We start from the raw sequence: 17,748 nt of genomic DNA, 5'->3' as shown, positions 1-17,748 counted from the left end.
CGAATCCAAAGTTACATCCCTGATATCTCTATCATCTATCTTAATACTCCCTTTATTCACCTCATATAGTCTTGGGATCAGGTTAGTTATCGTAGTTTTCCCTACACCACTTGAGCCCACCAAGGCAACCATAGTTCCTGGATTTACTGAAAAATTTATATCCTCTAGAACTTTAACTTTACTATTATAGGAGAAATGCACCTTATCAAAATCAACCTTACCTTTAATGACTCCCAACACAGTGGCGTTGGGCTTATTTTCTATCTCCTGTTTTTGATCTAAATAATCAAAAATTCTTTGAAATAAGGCTAAAGATCGGGTGATATCTATGTGGATATTAGATAGTTGCGAGACGGGTAGATAAAGCCTCCCCAACAATGCTACAAAAGCAATGATGCTCCCAATTGAAATCTCACCCTTGATAAATAAATATCCACCATAAAAGTAAATGAGCATAGGTCCAATAGCAATAAAGGTAGTAATAGTCATCCTAAACCATCGGCCAACAAGGGATTCTTTTATTTGTAAGCCTATAACTTCGTTGTTAATTTGTTCAAATTTGGCTAACTCATCATTTTCCTTGGAAAAAATTTTTGTGAGTAGCGCGCCGCTAATACTAAAGGTTTCTTGAACGATCTGGTTAAGATCACTGATTTTCTCTTGACTCTTAGTTGCAATTTTCCATTTTAGCTTCCCTACTTTTCTTGTAGGGATGATAAAGGTTGGAAGTATAATCATGCCAACCATAGCAAGCTTCCAGTTCATTGATATTAAGACAATTGCCGTCGAAATTAACACTACAAAGCTGGTTAGAGCATTCACGACAGTTGTGTTGAATATTTCCTGAATTCCATCAATATCACTCGTAATTCTTGTAATGATCTCTCCGGGTTTAGCAGCTGTGTAAAAACTCAAAGACATATTCTGTAAATGTTTATACATTTGGTTTTTCATATTTAAGACTATATGCTTAGAGATCCAAATACTAAGATAGGACTGTGCTACTTGCAAAAGCCCTAAGATCACAGTAATTACAACTGAAATCAAGATTAATAAACTTAACATTACTAGATCTTTTTGTGGTAAAGCAGTGTCGATAATAGTTTTGATAAGTACCGGAGGGACAAGCCCTAGTATAGAAATAACTATGATGATCCCAATTACCAAAACCATTTTTGTCCAATATGGACTAAAATAGCTCATTATTCTTGCAAGCATCTTTCTGGTAACCTTTGGCATCTGTATATCGTCACTTGCAAATCTCAATCTGCCGATCCCTTGTTTCAAACTATCAACTCCTACGCTTGACAAGCTAACCCCTTTATCATTATAGCATAGTTGTATCCTTTAGGAGTTAAGGCCAACCGCAGCGTCTCATACCATAATGTTATTTTGAAATTATTTTCAGACTTTTCAGTTTTATTTTTTGGGACAACGTTTAATTTAAGGATAGAACCTAATAAATAACATAAACTACAACACAAACCGAATTAACAAAACTTAGCTGCGGAGGAGGACCTTCGATGTATAAGTCTGAGAAGAAAAACATGTCAATAGCCGTCCACCCCGGACTACGACGGATCTTATTAACAACCCCAACTCAGGAATCTTTGAGTACGATTATTGAATACCAACTCTTTGAGCAACCCGATCCACCCCTAGCAGAGGACATTCTTTGCCTATTGCCCTCTTGGGAACAACAAGCCTTAGCGGGAAACGAAGTACTGCCCACCCTCATTCAACACATTTACAAGCACTCGTTTAATATTAAAAATGAGAAAATGATTGAGGCTAACCTCTTACGCATACGTATTTTAGCCTCAACGCCCGGAATGATATCTTTTCCAGCACTTGAAATTCAAGAACACCTTGTTCGATTCTTGCAAACATCCGACAGTTTGGCAGACCTTCCTGAACTAGAGGTAGTGTCTTTTTCTGAGAAAGAAATTCAGCCCCTCTCCTCTGATTTAACTCGTTTCCGACTAACTCCGCACAGCCGCCGTTATATCCAAAACCTATTTCACCCTGAACGACGAGAAGCCATACTATCTGTTTTAGCGTATATTGTTAAGAATTACCCCCTGCTATCCACCTGCCGTCAAGCCTATGCCCTTATGCTATCTCTCGATAACCCTGACATCTGGGGGAACCATCCCTTTTGCGTTCGACTAATCGCCAATCGCTTTTGGGATAGTAAGCTAAGGAAGACCAAAGAAGCATAAGCCTTCTGGCAATGATTTTAGCGCAAAACTATGCCTTCTGCCTGAAACTAAAATTTTTTATTCATTAGTGATTTCCCCCAAGCGGCATGGGAGTCTGATTGGTTAAAAATTTGTTCACTTTAAATATATAAACCGTTCCATACTTGGAATATAGGGGGACCATTCATCGTCTGGGTGGTCCTCTTTTGCTTGCTCAAATTGATAAAGTTCGGCATCCATAGCATCTGCGTAGTGAATCACTAAAGCTTCCATTAACTTTGGCCTCTTAGGAGATTGCCATTCATATTTACCATGGTGACTCGTAAGAATATGCACTAACTTTGAACGGAGTTCGCGTGGAAAACTTGGAATCTTGGCGATCTCCTCGGTTAAGAGTTCGATCCCTAAGATAATGTGCCCCAGTAAACGGCCTTCCGTTGTAAACTTAATCCCGCGCTCATAGGAATACTCGCGAATCTTACCGATATCATGCAAAAGAGCACCCGTCACGACCAAATCGCGATTTATCTGTGAGTAATTGCTTGAAATTCCATCCGCAAGCTCCGCCACTCTAACACTGTGCTCCCAAAGTCCACGAAGATAGGCTTGATGAATTTTTATGGCTGCTGGGGCCTTCCGATAAGCAGATCCCCATTCTGGATGGCGGAAAATCTGCTCAAGCAGGGCTTTAAGCTCTGGTCGGACTATCTTCTTCATAAGAAAATATAAACGTCTTTCTAACTCATCTGCTGCAACGGGGGAACTTGGCAACAAATCTGATAAATCTACCTCTTCTTTCCGAACCATTTCGATTGTTTCAACCGTTAGATCAAGAGAGCCACGGTACTCAGATGCAACACCCTTAATGCGAAAAATATCCTCATCTTTTAGCCACACAAGAACTTGCGGGTTGTAGCTCCACATTTTTCCTTGCATCATTCCTGACCGATCTTGGCAAGACAAGGAGAGATAGGCACCGGGTTTTTGCCTAAAAGGGACTTCTTTCCATTCATTAATCAATAAGAGCCCTTCAAAGCGTTCTCCCGCTTTACAATCTTTTAACATATTAATCATCCTTTCTTTTCAAAACCTTATATAAATAGTTTAACAGTCTACCTAGACTTTTTTGTATTTTGGAAATGAAAGTTGACCTTTCGGGAATATTAACTATAGCATGGGGACTTGTTCCTATAAACTGAACATATGGAACACCCACTTCAAAGAAGTGGGTGTAGATAGTCCTAGAAAAAAGCGAGGGGTTAAAAAATGGAAGTAATCAAAGACCTTTTGATTGTAATTGGAAGAATTTTCACGATTATTCCTTTATTATTAGTTGTCACTATGTATATGGGGAAACGCGCCATAGGCGAACTTCCCGTTTTCGACTTTCTAGTTATCATTACCTTAGGAGCAATAACAGGAGCAGATCTTGCCGATCCAGAGATCTCTCACATACATACTGCTGTGGCGATCATTATAATTGGATTGTTCCACAAAGTTACAACTACCCTAATTATTAAGCATCGTAAATTTGGACACTTAATTACCTTTGACCCCACAATCGTTATTCAAGATGGCCAGTTTATCGTAAATAATCTTAAACGAATTCGTTATTCCATCGACAACGTTCTTCACATGCTTCGGGAAAAGGACATTTTTGATGTTAAAGACGTACGATTAGGTATTATTGAAGCAAATGGAAAGTTATCAGTCTTGAAACAAGACCTTAAACTCTCTGTAACCTTAGAGGATATGAACCTAACAAAGAAGAGTTCTTCATTATCTTACCCAGTAATCGTCGATGGAGAAATCTATGGAAATGTATTGCAAAAATTAGAGCTTTCGGATGACTGGCTCCAGCAACAGTTATTAAACCTTAATATCAAAGCTATCCGGGAGGTTTTCTTTGCCTCCGTCAATAATAAAAAGGAACTTCATGTTTCTCTTAAAAACTACGAGGAAGACAAACAAAACCTCGCCCCTTTATCAAATTAGTCCATGGGTCTCATTTGACGAGCTTTGAAGGGTATGCACCCATGGTCCTGTGGCGATTAATATCCTCCAATCCCTTGCAACCAAAAACAGACATGATAGAATAGGATATGGACGTTAAGGAGGTGAATCCACTGTCGGATCCTAACCTTACAACGAGTATGAGTATGACTATAAACATTACACAAAAGGCACTGAAATTCCTCCAGAAAGCCAAAAAAAAGAAGCTTTACATAAAACGCCTGGTAGTCACTCAATGCTGTATTCCGATCTCTACTCCACCGACCGTACGCAAAGGAAGTCCTCGTAAACTTGATGATTATTATCAGTTTAATGTAAACGGAATTACCGTGTATTATGATCGCAACTTGATTCGAAAGCCGGAATTAACCATTGATACTCAAGGGCTGGGTTTTTACGAACGATTAGTGGTTTCGGATTGGGTCATCAGATACTGAAGTCGGCCTTTTAGGCCGACTTTTAAATATTAGAATAACTTGTCTGAATACTTTCAAGGGTATTGCCTGCCGATTACTTCAAGACTTGTAAACTCATTTTGTAATAATAAATTAACTCATTAAACTCCTCTGGTAACCCGTTTTCTCGAATTAACTTTTGAGCTTTTTTTAACAAATGCTTATGTACTTCTCCCCGGCTAATTAGAAACTTAATCATTTTTTTCATGTTTAAATCATTTGTCATTTCTAAATGTTGCTCATATAGTCGGCCCACTCTTGTTTCCGTCTGTATATCCACCTGTAGCATGTTAAGAACATCAAGACTCTGGTCGATATGCTCGACTCCCCAGGGAACCCCTTGTGCATTAGCCAAGGTTAGCGGTGGTCCTCCCAGCTTTTTAATGGCTACTGAAATCAATTCCATATGCCCTAATTCTTCAGCAGCGATTATACCCAGTAGTTCTCGAACATGTCGGTTTGAGATGTTCGACCGCTGATTAAAGTATTGTATCGCTGATGATAATTCACTATCGATCCCTGCATAATGTTCTATTAACACGTTCGCAAACTCTGGATCTTGACGTTCAACATGGATCGGATAAAACAAACGCTTGTGGTAATTGAACACTTTCATCCCACCCTCTATTTAAAGAATCCTGCTCTCTATTATATGGTGGCAGAATCCGCTACGTTCAAAAGTTACTGAACTTATAGTTGAGCATTGAGATTTCAGAAATGTACAGGTTGTAACACTTCCCTCCCCTCATTCATAGACTACTTTGGAGGGAGGGAAGGATAAGTGTTATTATGTTGTCCTAATTGTCAGAGCATGGATCACTTAAGCAAGTGGATTCAATATACTGCTCAAACTCTACAAATGAACATAATCCCAGCGGCAAAGAATCCAGTCTATATCTGCCCAAAATGTTTGAATAGTTCTCCTAGTATAACTTTACCCCGGATTAACCATTAGCTCCAACTTAAATACCTTACAACCTTCATTTCAGACGGGGGGTAACGAAACTTTAGTTTCATTACCCCCCGTTTTTTGCCCAATCGTAAGACTTCCACTTCAAGGCGAAACACTATTACATAGCTGCCTTTATATTAGGAACATTGTAGTATCTCCCAATGATAGATAAAAAAAAACCCTCATATTCAAATGAGGGGTAAAAGAAAGAAGGGGAGAAAAATGAGAAGAATATTTATGTCAACCGCCAAAAGTACGGGGAATCCTTTGTTGGTTATATTATAGAACAAGAGTGTTACATTCCCATGAACTTTGTGTGAAGAATATGTTAAACCTTATAATGGTAGTTCCTATTCAGGTAGGCCTTTCAACCCAATATCTCGACGAAAATGCGCCTTGGGAAAGTCAATTTGATCCACAAGAACATAAGCCTTTTCCCGAGCCTCTTGAAGTGTTCGTCCTCCAGCGGTTATCCCCAACACCCGACCCCCAGTACTTACAAGTTGTCCCTCGCTAATTCCAGTTCCGGCATGAAAGATGACCGCATCCAGATCTCTCTCCACAGGTAACCGAATCGGAACCCCCTTTGTGTAAGCTGAGGGATAACCCTGAGCAGCCATGACAACACAAACTGCGACCTCTTCTTTCCAGTTCAACTGGATCTCAGATAGGCTTTCTTCCGTGCACGCCCATAGAATTGGCAACAGATCTGATTCCAATCGTTTCATCACGACTTGGGTTTCGGGGTCCCCAAACCGAACATTGTATTCCAATAATTTGGGGCCTTGCTTCGTTAACATCAAACCTAGAAAAAGCACTCCTATAAAGGGGGTCCCCCGTTCTTGCATAACCTGCAAAGTAGGATTGACCAGTTCGCGCATAACAGTATTCTCAAGTTCGGGCGTCCAAATTGGTGGAGGGCTATAAGTACCCATGCCTCCAGTGTTGAGCCCGAGGTCTCCCTCTAAGGCCCGCTTATGGTCTTGAACAGGAACCATCGGCAAGGCTGTTGCCCCATCTGAAAAGCACAACAAGCTAACTTCTTGTCCTTCTAAGAATTCTTCAACAAGCAACTTTTTACCAGCTAAACCAAAGTTGCTGCCTTCCATAATTTCATCTACAGCTTGGAGGGCAGTTTCCTTATCCATCGCTACAATAACACCTTTGCCCGCCGCTAGACCGTCTGCCTTCAAAACACAAGGAGCTCCAATGGTGTGAATGAATTTTTTGGCCTGCTCAGAGTCTTCAAAGACTTGCCACTTTGCTGTTGGGATCTTAGCACGTTCCATAATCAACTTAGCGAAGGATTTACTCCCCTCTAATTGAGCTGCTGCCTGAGTCGGCCCGAAGATCCTCAGACCCGCCTCCAGAAAGGCATCAACAATCCCTAAGCTCAAAGGGTCTTCCGGCCCAACTACGGTTAAATCAATCTTCTCCCTGCATGCAAACTCCACTAATCCAGCGATATCCTCGGCAGAAATAGGGACATTCCACATCGCGGTCCCAGCATTTCCCGGTGCCACAAATAATCGTTCTAGTTCTGGGCTTTGAGCCAGTTTCCAGGCCAAAGCATGCTCCCGCCCGCCGTTTCCTACTACTAATACTCGGTGTTTACTCATTGTTTCACCTCGTTTCGCAATTTCACATGAGATCAACGCGATCCGTAAACGGACTTTCATCAAGTCTCAATAGCTGAACAAATTCCTTAATGCTGGAAATGTCGGCGATGCGTGAAAACCATGATGATGTTTAAGCGATTGGCCGCTTCGATAACCGAGGCATCTTTAAGAGATCCTCCTGGTTGAACAATCCCTCGGATCCCGGCCTTGGCAGCCTCTTCAATCGAGTCAGGGAAGGGAAAGAAAGCATCCGAAGCTAAATATGCACCTTTAGCGTTGCCACCCGCTTGTTCTAGAGCTATCTTAACGGACCCTACTCGATTCATTTGCCCGGCTCCAACACCCAGTGTACGTCTATGGTTGGTAACTACAATGGCATTTGATTTAACATGCTTCACAATCCGCCAGGCAAAATCAAGGGCCTCTAGATCCTCTTCCGAAGGTTTTTGTTCGGTCACGACATCCCATTCGCTAACTAGCGTTGTCCCTTGATCCACTTCTTGAATGAGATATCCGCCTTCAATACTTCGGGAAACCCAGCCAGGTTTAGATTTACCTAATTCCCCTCTTCCTACCACAAAGAGCCGAAGATTTGCTTTAACACTTAGAATCTCTCGAGCTTCTGGACTGAATTCCGGAGCAACAATAACTTCATAGAATCGATCTTTAAGTACTTCTGCACATGACAGATCTACCACACGGTTAAAGGCAATAATTCCACCAAAAGCAGAAACTGGATCTGAGGCAAAGGCTAATTCATATGCTTCGAGGGGGGTCTGGCCCTTTGCGACTCCACAAGGATTGGTGTGCTTAATAATGGCCGCTGCACAGGATTCAAACTCACGCACAAGCTTCCAGGCGGCATTCATGTCAATCCAATTATTGTAAGAAAGTTCTTTCCCTTGGAGTTGCTTACCATTAGCCAGGGTTCCCACCCCGGCTTCTGAATTGATATAAAAGGCGGCCTTTTGCTGGGGATTCTCTCCATAGCGTAACTCTTGAACTTTTTGAGCAGTTATACGCAGTGTCTCAGGAAAACTGCTGGTAGGCTCAAGCTGCCGTTCTAAATACCCAGCAATTAAACGATCATATTCAGCAGTATGCGCGAAGGCTTCTGCTGCTAGCCGCTTTCGCATACCCGCGGGTACATTTCCCATTTCGCGAAGTACGCTAATAACTTCTTCATATGATTCTGGGTTGACCAATACCACAACCCGCCCGTGATTCTTAGCTGCGGCGCGAACCATCGTCGGTCCCCCAACGTCAATATTCTCTATAGCTTCTTCAAAGCTTACACCAGGCTTGGCAATTGTCTCCCGAAAAGGATAAAGATTAACCACAACTAAGTCAATATAGCGAATCCCATTTCTCTCCATTTGCTCCATATGTTCGACACTATCCCGCGCCAAAATTCCACCATGAATTAATGGATGAAGCGTCTTAACCCGCCCATCTAAAACTTCTGGGAAACCCGTGACCTCGCTCACATATTTCACTGGGACATTGGCTTCATCCAACGCTTTGTATGTACCACCCGTCGAAATCAATTCAAAGCCTAAATCCACAAGCTCACGTGCAAAAGCAACAATTCCTGTCTTATCCGAAACACTTATTATAGCTCTTCGCTTCATCCCAATCACTCCTATTGCAAAATCTTTACTTGACGCCCAGTCCGCTCTACCTTCCCCAAAGCCAACAAGCGTACAGCCTCCGTATAGAGGCGATGTTCTACCGCTAAGATTCTATGGGATATACTTTCTACCGTATCCTCTGGTAATACCGGTACTGCTTCCTGTAAAATAATCGGGCCGCTATCTAATCCTTCATCGACAAAATGAACAGTGCATCCACTGACTTTGACCCCGTACTCAAGCGCCTGGCGCTGAGCATGAAGACCGGGAAAAGCAGGGAGTAAAGAGGGATGGATATTAAGGATAGGGATATGCACTTGACGCATAAACTGGGGACCTAAAACCTTCATATATCCAGCAAGAAGTAATAACTCCACTTGGTTTTCTTTCAGCCAACTCAAGATATCTTCCTCCTGCCCTTGACGATTGGGGTAATGGTTGGTTTGAAAAACACGAGTTGGAATTCCTGATTCCTCTGCTCGCTTAAGTGCCCCAGCCCTTAATTGGTCTGACCCGACAGCTACAATCTCAATAGGAAGAGCCCCACTTTGATGAGCATCAATTAACGCTTGGAGATTACTCCCTCGACCTGATGCCAAAATTGCTGTCCTCATAAGCCACCCCTTCTCCCCTTACCACACTTCCGATAATAAAGCTTTTTTCGCCCAGCTCATCAAGTTTACTGCACACACAATCCTTATCCTCCTCGCGTACAATAAGCACGAAACCAATCCCCATATTGAAGGTTCGATACATTTCTGACCAATCAACATCTCCTAATCGTTGAAGCAATTCAAAGATTGGAGGGCGTTCCCAGGCAGACGGATCAATTCGCACGCCCAATCCGTCGGGTAATATCCGTGGAACGTTATCCGTTAACCCTCCCCCGGTAATATGAGCCATGCCAAGAATTTGCCCACCGGGAAGAAGAGACAATATTGACTTAACATAAATACGGGTTGGGCGAAGCAGTGCCTCCCCGAGGGGTTCACCTAACTCCGGGAATAGCTCATCTAAGGAATATGTAGCAAAGATCTTACGGGCTAGGGAATAGCCATTGCTATGAAGCCCCGAGGATGGCAACCCAATAAGTAGATCTCCAACCCGTATCTTTGAGCCGTCGATTAACTGGTCTTGATTCACCACTCCTACGGAAAAACCTGCAATATCATACTCATCTTCGCCATAAAATCCAGGCATTTCTGCTGTTTCTCCCCCGATTAGAGCACACCCCGCCATTTCACACCCTCTGGCAACTCCACCTACGACCTCTGCCAGCCGTTTTGGTTCTACCTTGCCAACTGCTAAGTAATCGAGAAAATACAAAGGTTCTGCCCCTTGAACTAATATATCATTAACACACATAGCCACAGCATCTTGTCCAATGCTATCATGACGATTCATTTGAAAGGCTAGGCGCAGCTTAGTACCGACACCATCAGTTCCAGAAACAAGAACTGGGTTTGGATACCTGGTCAAATCCAATTTAAATAGTCCGCCAAACCCCCCGAGTCCACCGAGTACCTCTGGTCGAAGAGTCCGAGCAACCGCTGGCTTGATGCGTTCTACCACTTCATTCCCTGCCTGAATGTCAACACCCGCGTCTCGGTATGAGTATCCCAACGTTGGTTCCTCCTTAGATTTCAAAATTGTTCTTACCTCGGTTTAAACTCGAAACTGAAATAGGATAGGCCCCGTTAAAGCAAGCCAAGCAAACATCCTCCGTACCCAGCGCCCGAAGCAATCCCTCTTCTGAAATATAGTGTAAGGAATCTGCCCCAACATACTTCCGAATTCCTTCAACATCCAACCGATTGGCGATAAGCTTTTCCCGTTCTGCGGTGTCAATTCCATAGAAACAGGGATAGGCCACGGGAGGAGAACTGATTAAGAAATGGACCTCCTTGGCGCCGGCCTTCTTGACCATTTCAACAAGTTTGGAACTAGTTGTTCCTCGGACGATGGAATCATCGATCATCACAACACGTTTGTCTTTCAGAACACTTGTATTCGCATTGAGCTTAAGCCTAACGGCGACTTCTCTCATAGCCTGGGTTGGTTGAATAAAGGTTCTTCCAACATAACGATTCTTGATAAGTCCTTCTCCAAAGGGTATTCCTAGTGCAGTAGCATACCCTAAGGCCGAAGCAGTTCCAGAGTCTGGAACTGCAATCACAAGATCAGCATCAATCGGACATTCTCGTGCCAGTTCGATACCCATCTGCCGACGACTTTCAGCGATATTCAACTGATCCATTGTACTATCTGGCCGCGCAAAATAGATGTATTCGAAAGCGCAAGCTGCTCGCTTCATTTGGTTGAGCCCTCGACGTGAATGTAGTCCCTCTTCATCGATCACAACAATTTCACCAGGTTCTACATCTCTTACAAACTCTGCTCCGATAGTATCCAAGGCACAACTTTCGGAGGCTAGACAATAACAACCACCCAGCCTCCCAATACATAAGGGGCGAACACCATGTGGATCCCGAATTCCGAAGAGCTTATCTTCTGCTAAGATTACCAGGGCATATGCACCACGGAGGTCCATCATAGTCTTGACCAGTGCGTCTTCAAATGAATCCCGGCGATACCGAGAAATAAGGTTAATAATTGCTTCCGTATCAACCGTCGTTTGAAAGACCGCCCCTTTCTTCCCCAACTCTTCTCGAAGGTCAGAAGCATTGGTCAAGTTTCCGTTATGAGCCAAGGCCATCATGCCTTTTTGATAGTGTACCACTAAAGGTTGGGCATTTGCTAGTAGGCTTGATCCTGTTGTAGAGTAACGAACATGCCCAATCGCCATTTTCCCCTTCAAGCCCTCCACAATACTATCGGAAAACACTTCTGACACTAATCCCATTCCTTTATGCAAGTCAATGCTTCGACCATCTGAGACCGCAATCCCAGCGCTTTCCTGCCCACGGTGCTGTAAAGCATAAAGTCCGTAGTAAGTTAGACGGGCGACCTCCTGATCGGGAGCATAAATCCCAAAGACTCCACATTCCTCTTTTGGTTTGTCATCTCCGTATTCGAACATTTGCGGTCCCTCTTTCTACCTTAGTTCCGAGCTTATTTCTCAACCTATGAAAGGACCGCTTTAACTCTACGATAAACCTCTTGATACGCTTCTTCAACCTTTCCTAGATCCCGTCGGAATCGATCCTTATCCAGCTTCTCTCGTGTTTCAATATCCCAGTAACGACAGGTGTCTGGAGAGATTTCATCGCCAAGATAAACCTTTCCATCACAAAGACCAAACTCTAGTTTAAAGTCAATCAGCTCAATCCCTGCCTTTACTAAGATGTCTTGAAGTAAAGCATTCACTTTTAAGCCCATAACCTGTATTTCTCGAGCAACATCCACACTTGCCCAGCCCATCGCATCAACATGAGATTCATTAACCAACGGGTCTCCTAGTTCATCGTCTTTATAATACAATTCCACAACTGGTTTGGAGAGCACAAAGCCTTCCTCGACTCCTAAGCGCTTGGAAAGACTCCCAGCCACAATATTACGAACAACGACTTCTAGGGGAATCATGTCTAGACGTCTTACTACCATATCCCGATCGCTTAACAGTCGAACGAAGTGGGTTGGAATACCCCCTTTTTCTAACTCCTCAAAGAAGAGTGCTGATAACTGGTTGTTAACGAGTCCTTTATCTACAATTTGTCCCTTCTTCTCACCATTAAAGGCTGTGGCATCATCTTTGTAGGCTACCCAGAAATACTCATCTTGATCAGTGTCATAAACCCTCTTAGCTTTGCCCTCATACCGTAATTCTAACTTTTCCATAAATATCCTGCCCCTTTCGTTTAATAAGTTTCAATTTCATTACTATCTCTTAAAACATTCCTTCTCCGTACTCGTAGGGGCAATTCATGAATTGCCTCTGCCTTTACATCCTCGGAGCTTACTATTCCCGATGCTCATATACTCTCGAAGGTAACATATCCTCTAAACTAGCTCTAAACGCTTGAAAATATCCGCTACATGCTTCGTATGGTAGGCATAATCAAACAATTCGCCAATTTCTTTTTCATCTAAATATTCCCGTATACTCGTATCCTGAGTAATTATATCCTGAAATTGTTCTTTTGTGTTCCAGGCTTCCATAGCGTTGCGTTGAACTAAAGCATATGCCATTTCCCGACTGATGCCCTTATCAACAAGGGCCAACATGACACGTTGAGAAAATATCAGGCCAAATCCCTTGTCGATGTTTACCCTCATTTGCTCAGGGAACACCTCCAGTCGATCGATGAGCTGAGTCATCTTATGCAGCATATAATCTAAAGCAATAGTACTATCTGGTAAGATCATCCGTTCTGCCGAAGAATGTGAGATATCCCGCTCGTGCCATAAAGCCACATTTTCCAGTGCTACTTGAGCGTTGCCTCGAATAACTCGTGCCATGCCGCAAATACGTTCCGGCGTAATGGGGTTTTTCTTGTGAGGCATAGCTGAAGACCCCTTCTGTCCTTTCCCAAAAGCCTCTTCAACTTCATGAACATCTGTTCGTTGTAAATTGCGTAACTCAGTTGCAATTTTATCAAGGGAACTGGCAATCCCGGCCAGCGTGGTCATGAAGAAGGCATGCCGGTCACGTTGAAGTATTTGTGTAGATATCAAAGCTGGCTTTAAATTAAGCACTTTACAAACATGCTCTTCGACTTGAGGATCTACATTGGCAAAGGTTCCCACTGCCCCAGAAATTTTTCCAACCCGTATCTCCTCCCGAGCAAACACTAAGCGCTTCTTTTGACGTCTCATTTCATCGTACCATAAGGCAAACTTCAGGCCTAAGGTAATCGGTTCAGCATGAATCCCATGGGTTCGCCCCATCATTAGAGTATCCTTATGCTCAATCGCTCTGCGACTTAAGACTGCCGCTAGTCCTTCCATTTTAGCCAACAAAATATCCGATGCCTCTACTAATTGTAAAGAAAGGGCTGTATCAAGAATATCCGAAGAAGTAAGACCTAAATGAATGTGTTTTCCCTCATCTCCCACATTCTCTGCAACATTGGTTAAAAACGCTAACACATCATGTTGGGTGATTTCCTCGATCTCTTGTACCCTTTTCCATGAGAAGGTCGCCTTCTTCCGAATAACCTCTACCGCCTCATTCGGAATCTTGCCGAGTTTGGCCCATCCTTCACAAGCAGCAATTTCTATTTTCAACCATAATGCGAGGCGATGCTCATCAGTCCAAATTTCTCCCATTTCAGGAAGTGTATAACGTTCGATCATGCTTGGGTCTCCTTATTAATAAATTAGAATCACAGCCACTTTAATCCTATTTTCCTTCCCTCACTCGCGCTTGCAATGCTTCATCCTTAGCTTCTAGATCGTTTAACATTTGGGCTCGATAGTTTTTAACTTGAATACTTAAAACTTGATCCTCAGTTGCTAAAATCTGAACCGCCAGTAACGCCGCGTTGCGGGCCGCACCAATGCCTACTGTAGCTACTGGAATTCCAGGCGGCATCTGCACGATGGAATAAAGAGCGTCAACCCCTTCTAAAGCCCCGCTGCGCATCGGCACACCAATTACTGGTAAGATTGTAGCACCTGCCACAACCCCAGGTAAATGGGCTGCTAACCCTGCTGCCGCAATAATGATCTTACCCCCTTGGGCCTCAAATTCCTTCACCCAGTCTACAGTTCGTTCCAAGGCTCTATGAGCAGATGAAATCTTCACTTCGTAATCAAGATCAAATTGACGGAGAATCTTTATTGCGTCCTCCATAACCTTTAAATCTGAATCGCTTCCCATAATAACTCCAACTTGACTCAAAACTAATCCCCTCACTTTTTGACTTTTTAAAAGAATGCTTGAAAGATCAATGATATAAAAAAACCAGGCCGGGCAGAATTCACATCCATCAAAACAGAGTGAAACCTACCCGCCTGGGCTTTTATCCCTTCGGTGTAATTTGATTTTGCAATCAAACCTGTACCACTTGGACAAAGAAAACTTGGCTACTAACAATTTCATTTGCCCTAGGTACACTTTCGCTCATAGTCAGACCATTTACGGCGGCCTGGTAGAAACTCGTGGACCATATCTCCACTATTATATGAACTCCTTATTTAATTATCCGAATCCCGATTAATTCTGCGCTCAGCTTTCTTCTCATTGATAAGCCTATTCTACAAGAAGGTGGTATCCAGGTCAATAGAAAATCGAACATTAATTAATATTTTATCAAAAATGTTCGATAAGGCAGCGTTTGATCAACAAATTGACCCTGCAATCTTACTTGCAGGGCCATTGTTATTTGACATACACCATTAAGGCTTAAACGTCTAATCGTATTTTGTTTGTCTCGAGACATAGAACCTAAGCCTTTGCTGGAGGACTCGAGGATGCGGATTGTTCTTCAATAACTTTATCTTTAACAAATATTGAATTCTTCGAAAGAATACTATACTCTCCATCATTATTAATAATTCGAGAAATATGTCTTATCGGAAGGTTACAATGATCACAGTATCCATGGGCAAAATATTTTTTTGCTTTAGATATTTCTTTAGTTTTATGCAGATCTTTGCCGCACTGTGGACATGAAATAATTACCTTATCTAACAGGTTTTTTAATTCTAAAATCTTCTCCTCATTTTCTCTTTGAACTTTTTCCCAATTGATGATCACTTTTTCGGAGAAATTATAGACTTTCTTAAAGATTTCCGCTGTATAAATAGCATCACTTAAAGCATCGTGAAAAGGAAACGTTTTTTCAATTTCCAGCGCTTCCACAGCACTTTCTAAACTCGGCTGTTTATTTAGTCCCTCAAAATGCATGTATATTTGCTGAATATTAATAAACCTATCTAAGGATAAGGATTTGAACCCAAAAAACAAACTATTATCTCTTAAACCCAAAATATCGTCGTGCCCCCAAGAACATAGGACAGAATCTCTTCCTACCCATGAGTTAAAGCTCTCAATTGTCTGAACAAAAGGCGTTCCTTGGTTGACTGTCCTTGTATCGATAGTCGTTTTCTTCTTTACATAAGGATTGATCCGTTTATAAATGACAGGCCTAATGATTGAATTGAACTGGTCAATAGTTTCTAAGCTTTCGTTTAGTTTAACTGCACCAATCTGGATGATTTCACTTTTAAGAGCAGGATTAGCGTAATCCCATTCATTGAATTTAAAAAACATGTTGAATTCCAAATCGAATACTATATAATTCATTGTCCCCTCCTCTACACCTGTTTATTATAATACCTTCCAACAATAAACGCACGCACATACTTCCAGTTAAAAACCTAAGTATTCTACTATTATTGGCAGATTTCTTTCTTGTCATTATTTCACTAAAACTATGATGTGATTTTCTGGAGCCCATCATAAATTCAGGGGCTCCTTAATCATAAAAACAGAGACACCTACAAGAATCTTTCTTGAGAGGTGTCTCATTAACTATATTCTTCCTGATTACCAAAAGCTTAGCTGTTTATAGGAGCTGATCTTCTGGTATTGATTCAGTAGACCGTCTAATTGCTGACTAACTTCGACAACTTCGCTATCGACAAGGTTACGTGTCATAGCAAATTTATTTAGTTTCTTACGAAGTACTTCGATTCTTTTCAAAAGTTTCTTTTCCACACGGATTCCTCCTGAAATGTCATTCTCAAGAAGATTTTATTGCTTTATTGATGAAATAGCAAGAATTAATTTTCCATTAAAAGGTAGTCATTTGTCGTAAAATGACTGTTTTTTCTGATATTAATCCTTGTCCAATTTTTTGGTATTGATTTTTGTTTGTTTACGTCAAAACTACGCTACCAAGGGGTTTATAGCCTACCTTTAGGATCCTAGCCTTTCGAGGTTAACTCGATTGCGTCCTTCATGTTTTGAACGATAAAGAGCGCGGTCAGCAGCAAGGATCATGTCCTCTGGTCTAGCAGTTTGATCAGGGAATCTAGTTATGATTCCTAAGCTCACTGTTACATAATCCGCACATTGAGAATTACTGTGCGGAATTCTTAGCCTTTCGATACTTGCCCGTAATTCTTCGGCGATAATGCCTGCCCCTATATCATCCGTGTTTGGAAGGACCACGGCAAACTCTTCCCCTCCATAACGGGCTATGAAATCTCCCGGACGCCTCAACGCCTTTTTTAGAGTAGATGCTACAGTTATTAGACAGTCATCTCCTTTAAGATGACCATATGTATCGTTAAACGCTTTAAAAAAGTCAATATCAAGCATAATCAATGAAATTGGGCTTCCTTCCCGTTTTGCCCTCCTGCACTCTTGAAGAAACCCCTGATCAAATTGCCTTCGATTAGCTATCCCAGTAAGCCCATCAAGAAACGAAAGATTCTGAAGCCTCTCGTTAGCCGCTTTTAATTGACGGGTTACTTCAAGTAGTTCTGATTCCCGAGCTTTTCGTCGAGCCGTTTCATGTTTTAATCGTAGTGCAGAATGAACCCTTGCCAATAACTCTACCTTATCAAGAGGTTTCTTAATATAATCCATAGCCCCTGCGGAAAAAGCTAATTGCAGATCATCTTTATCCGTTGTCGCAGTCACCATTATGACTGGTACATCCACGAATTCCTCACGCATCTTAAGATTTCGGCATGCCTCAATGCCATTAATCTCTGGCATAAGGATATCCATCAAAATTAGATCAAGGTCGACCTTTCCTCGATCTGATTGGCCATCCAGAAGCTGATAAAGTTCCCTTGCAGATTGGACAGTAATAATATCTACATAACCTGCAGACAAAAGGAAGGCCTTTATAACTTCTAAGCTAAATGTCGTATCGTCCACAATAACTATTGCCATTCAAAGTACCTCCATTACATTTTCAGGATTCTCCTTCGATTTCTTAAAATCCTGCATGATTTAAA

17 protein-coding genes and 1 riboswitch are annotated in these 17,748 nt (G+C 42.2%); of the genes, 3 read left to right on the top strand and 14 right to left on the bottom strand.

Annotation, left to right across the window (positions count from 1 at the left end):
• The coding region (locus tag HGJ98_RS13970) for an ABC transporter ATP-binding protein (RefSeq protein ID WP_291352021.1) at positions 1–1,287 on the bottom strand (1,287 nt) is incomplete at its 3' end.
• A gap of 236 nt (positions 1,288–1,523) precedes the next feature.
• Between HGJ98_RS13970 and HGJ98_RS13965 the strand changes: the two genes are divergently transcribed.
• Positions 1,524–2,222, top strand: coding sequence for a hypothetical protein (locus HGJ98_RS13965; protein WP_291352020.1), 699 nt, complete (start codon positions 1,524–1,526; stop codon positions 2,220–2,222).
• Positions 2,223–2,336: 114 nt separating this feature from the next.
• Here HGJ98_RS13965 and HGJ98_RS13960 read toward each other — a convergent pair whose 3' ends face one another.
• Positions 2,337–3,266: an HD domain-containing protein gene (locus tag HGJ98_RS13960; RefSeq protein WP_291352019.1), complete on the bottom strand. Its 930-nt coding sequence runs from the start codon at positions 3,264–3,266 to the stop codon at positions 2,337–2,339.
• A 201-nt stretch (positions 3,267–3,467) separates the two neighbouring features.
• On the opposite strand from HGJ98_RS13960, the gene HGJ98_RS13955 reads away from it, so the two are divergent.
• On the top strand, positions 3,468–4,196 hold the full coding sequence (locus tag HGJ98_RS13955; RefSeq protein ID WP_291352018.1) for a DUF421 domain-containing protein: 729 nt from the start codon (positions 3,468–3,470) through the stop codon (positions 4,194–4,196).
• 158 nt (positions 4,197–4,354) lie between these two features.
• Positions 4,355–4,651: a CC/Se motif family (seleno)protein gene (locus HGJ98_RS13950; RefSeq protein WP_291352017.1), complete on the top strand. Its 297-nt coding sequence runs from the start codon at positions 4,355–4,357 to the stop codon at positions 4,649–4,651.
• A 73-nt stretch (positions 4,652–4,724) separates the two neighbouring features.
• Here the strand turns inward: HGJ98_RS13950 and HGJ98_RS13945 are convergent, their stop codons facing one another.
• From HGJ98_RS13945 to HGJ98_RS13890, 12 genes are all read right to left on the bottom strand, one after another.
• A complete protein-coding gene (locus tag HGJ98_RS13945) occupies positions 4,725–5,279 on the bottom strand; it encodes a manganese catalase family protein (protein WP_291352016.1) in 555 nt (184 codons plus the stop codon).
• Positions 5,280–5,971: 692 nt separating this feature from the next.
• Positions 5,972–7,240, bottom strand: coding sequence for a phosphoribosylamine--glycine ligase (gene purD / locus HGJ98_RS13940; RefSeq protein WP_291352015.1), 1,269 nt, complete (start codon positions 7,238–7,240; stop codon positions 5,972–5,974).
• Positions 7,241–7,326: 86 nt separating this feature from the next.
• Complete coding sequence (gene purH, locus HGJ98_RS13935; RefSeq protein ID WP_291352014.1) at positions 7,327–8,871, bottom strand: bifunctional phosphoribosylaminoimidazolecarboxamide formyltransferase/IMP cyclohydrolase; 1,545 nt, start codon at positions 8,869–8,871, stop codon at positions 7,327–7,329.
• 11 nt (positions 8,872–8,882) lie between these two features.
• Positions 8,883–9,485, bottom strand: coding sequence for a phosphoribosylglycinamide formyltransferase (gene purN, locus HGJ98_RS13930; protein WP_291352013.1), 603 nt, complete (start codon positions 9,483–9,485; stop codon positions 8,883–8,885).
• Entirely contained in the window at positions 9,448–10,494 is a 1,047-nt protein-coding gene (gene purM, locus HGJ98_RS13925; RefSeq protein ID WP_291352012.1) for a phosphoribosylformylglycinamidine cyclo-ligase, read from the bottom strand. Before purM ends, purN begins: the two co-directional genes overlap by 38 nt.
• 13 nt (positions 10,495–10,507) lie before the next feature.
• Positions 10,508–11,911 (bottom strand): amidophosphoribosyltransferase, encoded by a 1,404-nt coding sequence (gene purF / locus HGJ98_RS13920; protein WP_291352011.1) that lies wholly within the window; start codon positions 11,909–11,911, stop codon positions 10,508–10,510.
• A gap of 44 nt (positions 11,912–11,955) precedes the next feature.
• Complete coding sequence (gene purC / locus HGJ98_RS13915; protein ID WP_291352010.1) at positions 11,956–12,669, bottom strand: phosphoribosylaminoimidazolesuccinocarboxamide synthase; 714 nt, start codon at positions 12,667–12,669, stop codon at positions 11,956–11,958.
• A gap of 162 nt (positions 12,670–12,831) precedes the next feature.
• Positions 12,832–14,127: an adenylosuccinate lyase gene (purB, locus tag HGJ98_RS13910; protein ID WP_291352009.1), complete on the bottom strand. Its 1,296-nt coding sequence runs from the start codon at positions 14,125–14,127 to the stop codon at positions 12,832–12,834.
• Positions 14,128–14,173: 46 nt separating this feature from the next.
• Positions 14,174–14,674: a 5-(carboxyamino)imidazole ribonucleotide mutase gene (gene purE / locus HGJ98_RS13905; protein WP_291352008.1), complete on the bottom strand. Its 501-nt coding sequence runs from the start codon at positions 14,672–14,674 to the stop codon at positions 14,174–14,176.
• Between the two features lie 205 nt (positions 14,675–14,879).
• Positions 14,880–14,981, bottom strand: a riboswitch (purine riboswitch).
• Between the two features lie 239 nt (positions 14,982–15,220).
• Positions 15,221–16,081 (bottom strand): 3'-5' exonuclease, encoded by an 861-nt coding sequence (locus tag HGJ98_RS13900; protein ID WP_291352007.1) that lies wholly within the window; start codon positions 16,079–16,081, stop codon positions 15,221–15,223.
• A 243-nt stretch (positions 16,082–16,324) separates the two neighbouring features.
• Positions 16,325–16,495: an aspartyl-phosphate phosphatase Spo0E family protein gene (locus HGJ98_RS13895; RefSeq protein WP_291352006.1), complete on the bottom strand. Its 171-nt coding sequence runs from the start codon at positions 16,493–16,495 to the stop codon at positions 16,325–16,327.
• Positions 16,496–16,696: 201 nt separating this feature from the next.
• Positions 16,697–17,683: a diguanylate cyclase gene (locus tag HGJ98_RS13890; protein WP_291352005.1), complete on the bottom strand. Its 987-nt coding sequence runs from the start codon at positions 17,681–17,683 to the stop codon at positions 16,697–16,699.
• Between the last annotated feature and the right edge of the window lie 65 nt (positions 17,684–17,748).

The sequence above is a fragment of the Desulfosporosinus sp. genome, assembly GCF_014237355.1.
Classification (GTDB): Bacteria; Bacillota; Desulfitobacteriia; order Desulfitobacteriales; family Desulfitobacteriaceae; genus Desulfosporosinus.
The sequence above is the reverse complement of the archived record's forward strand: the minus strand, read 5'-3'. Positions and strand labels throughout refer to the sequence as shown.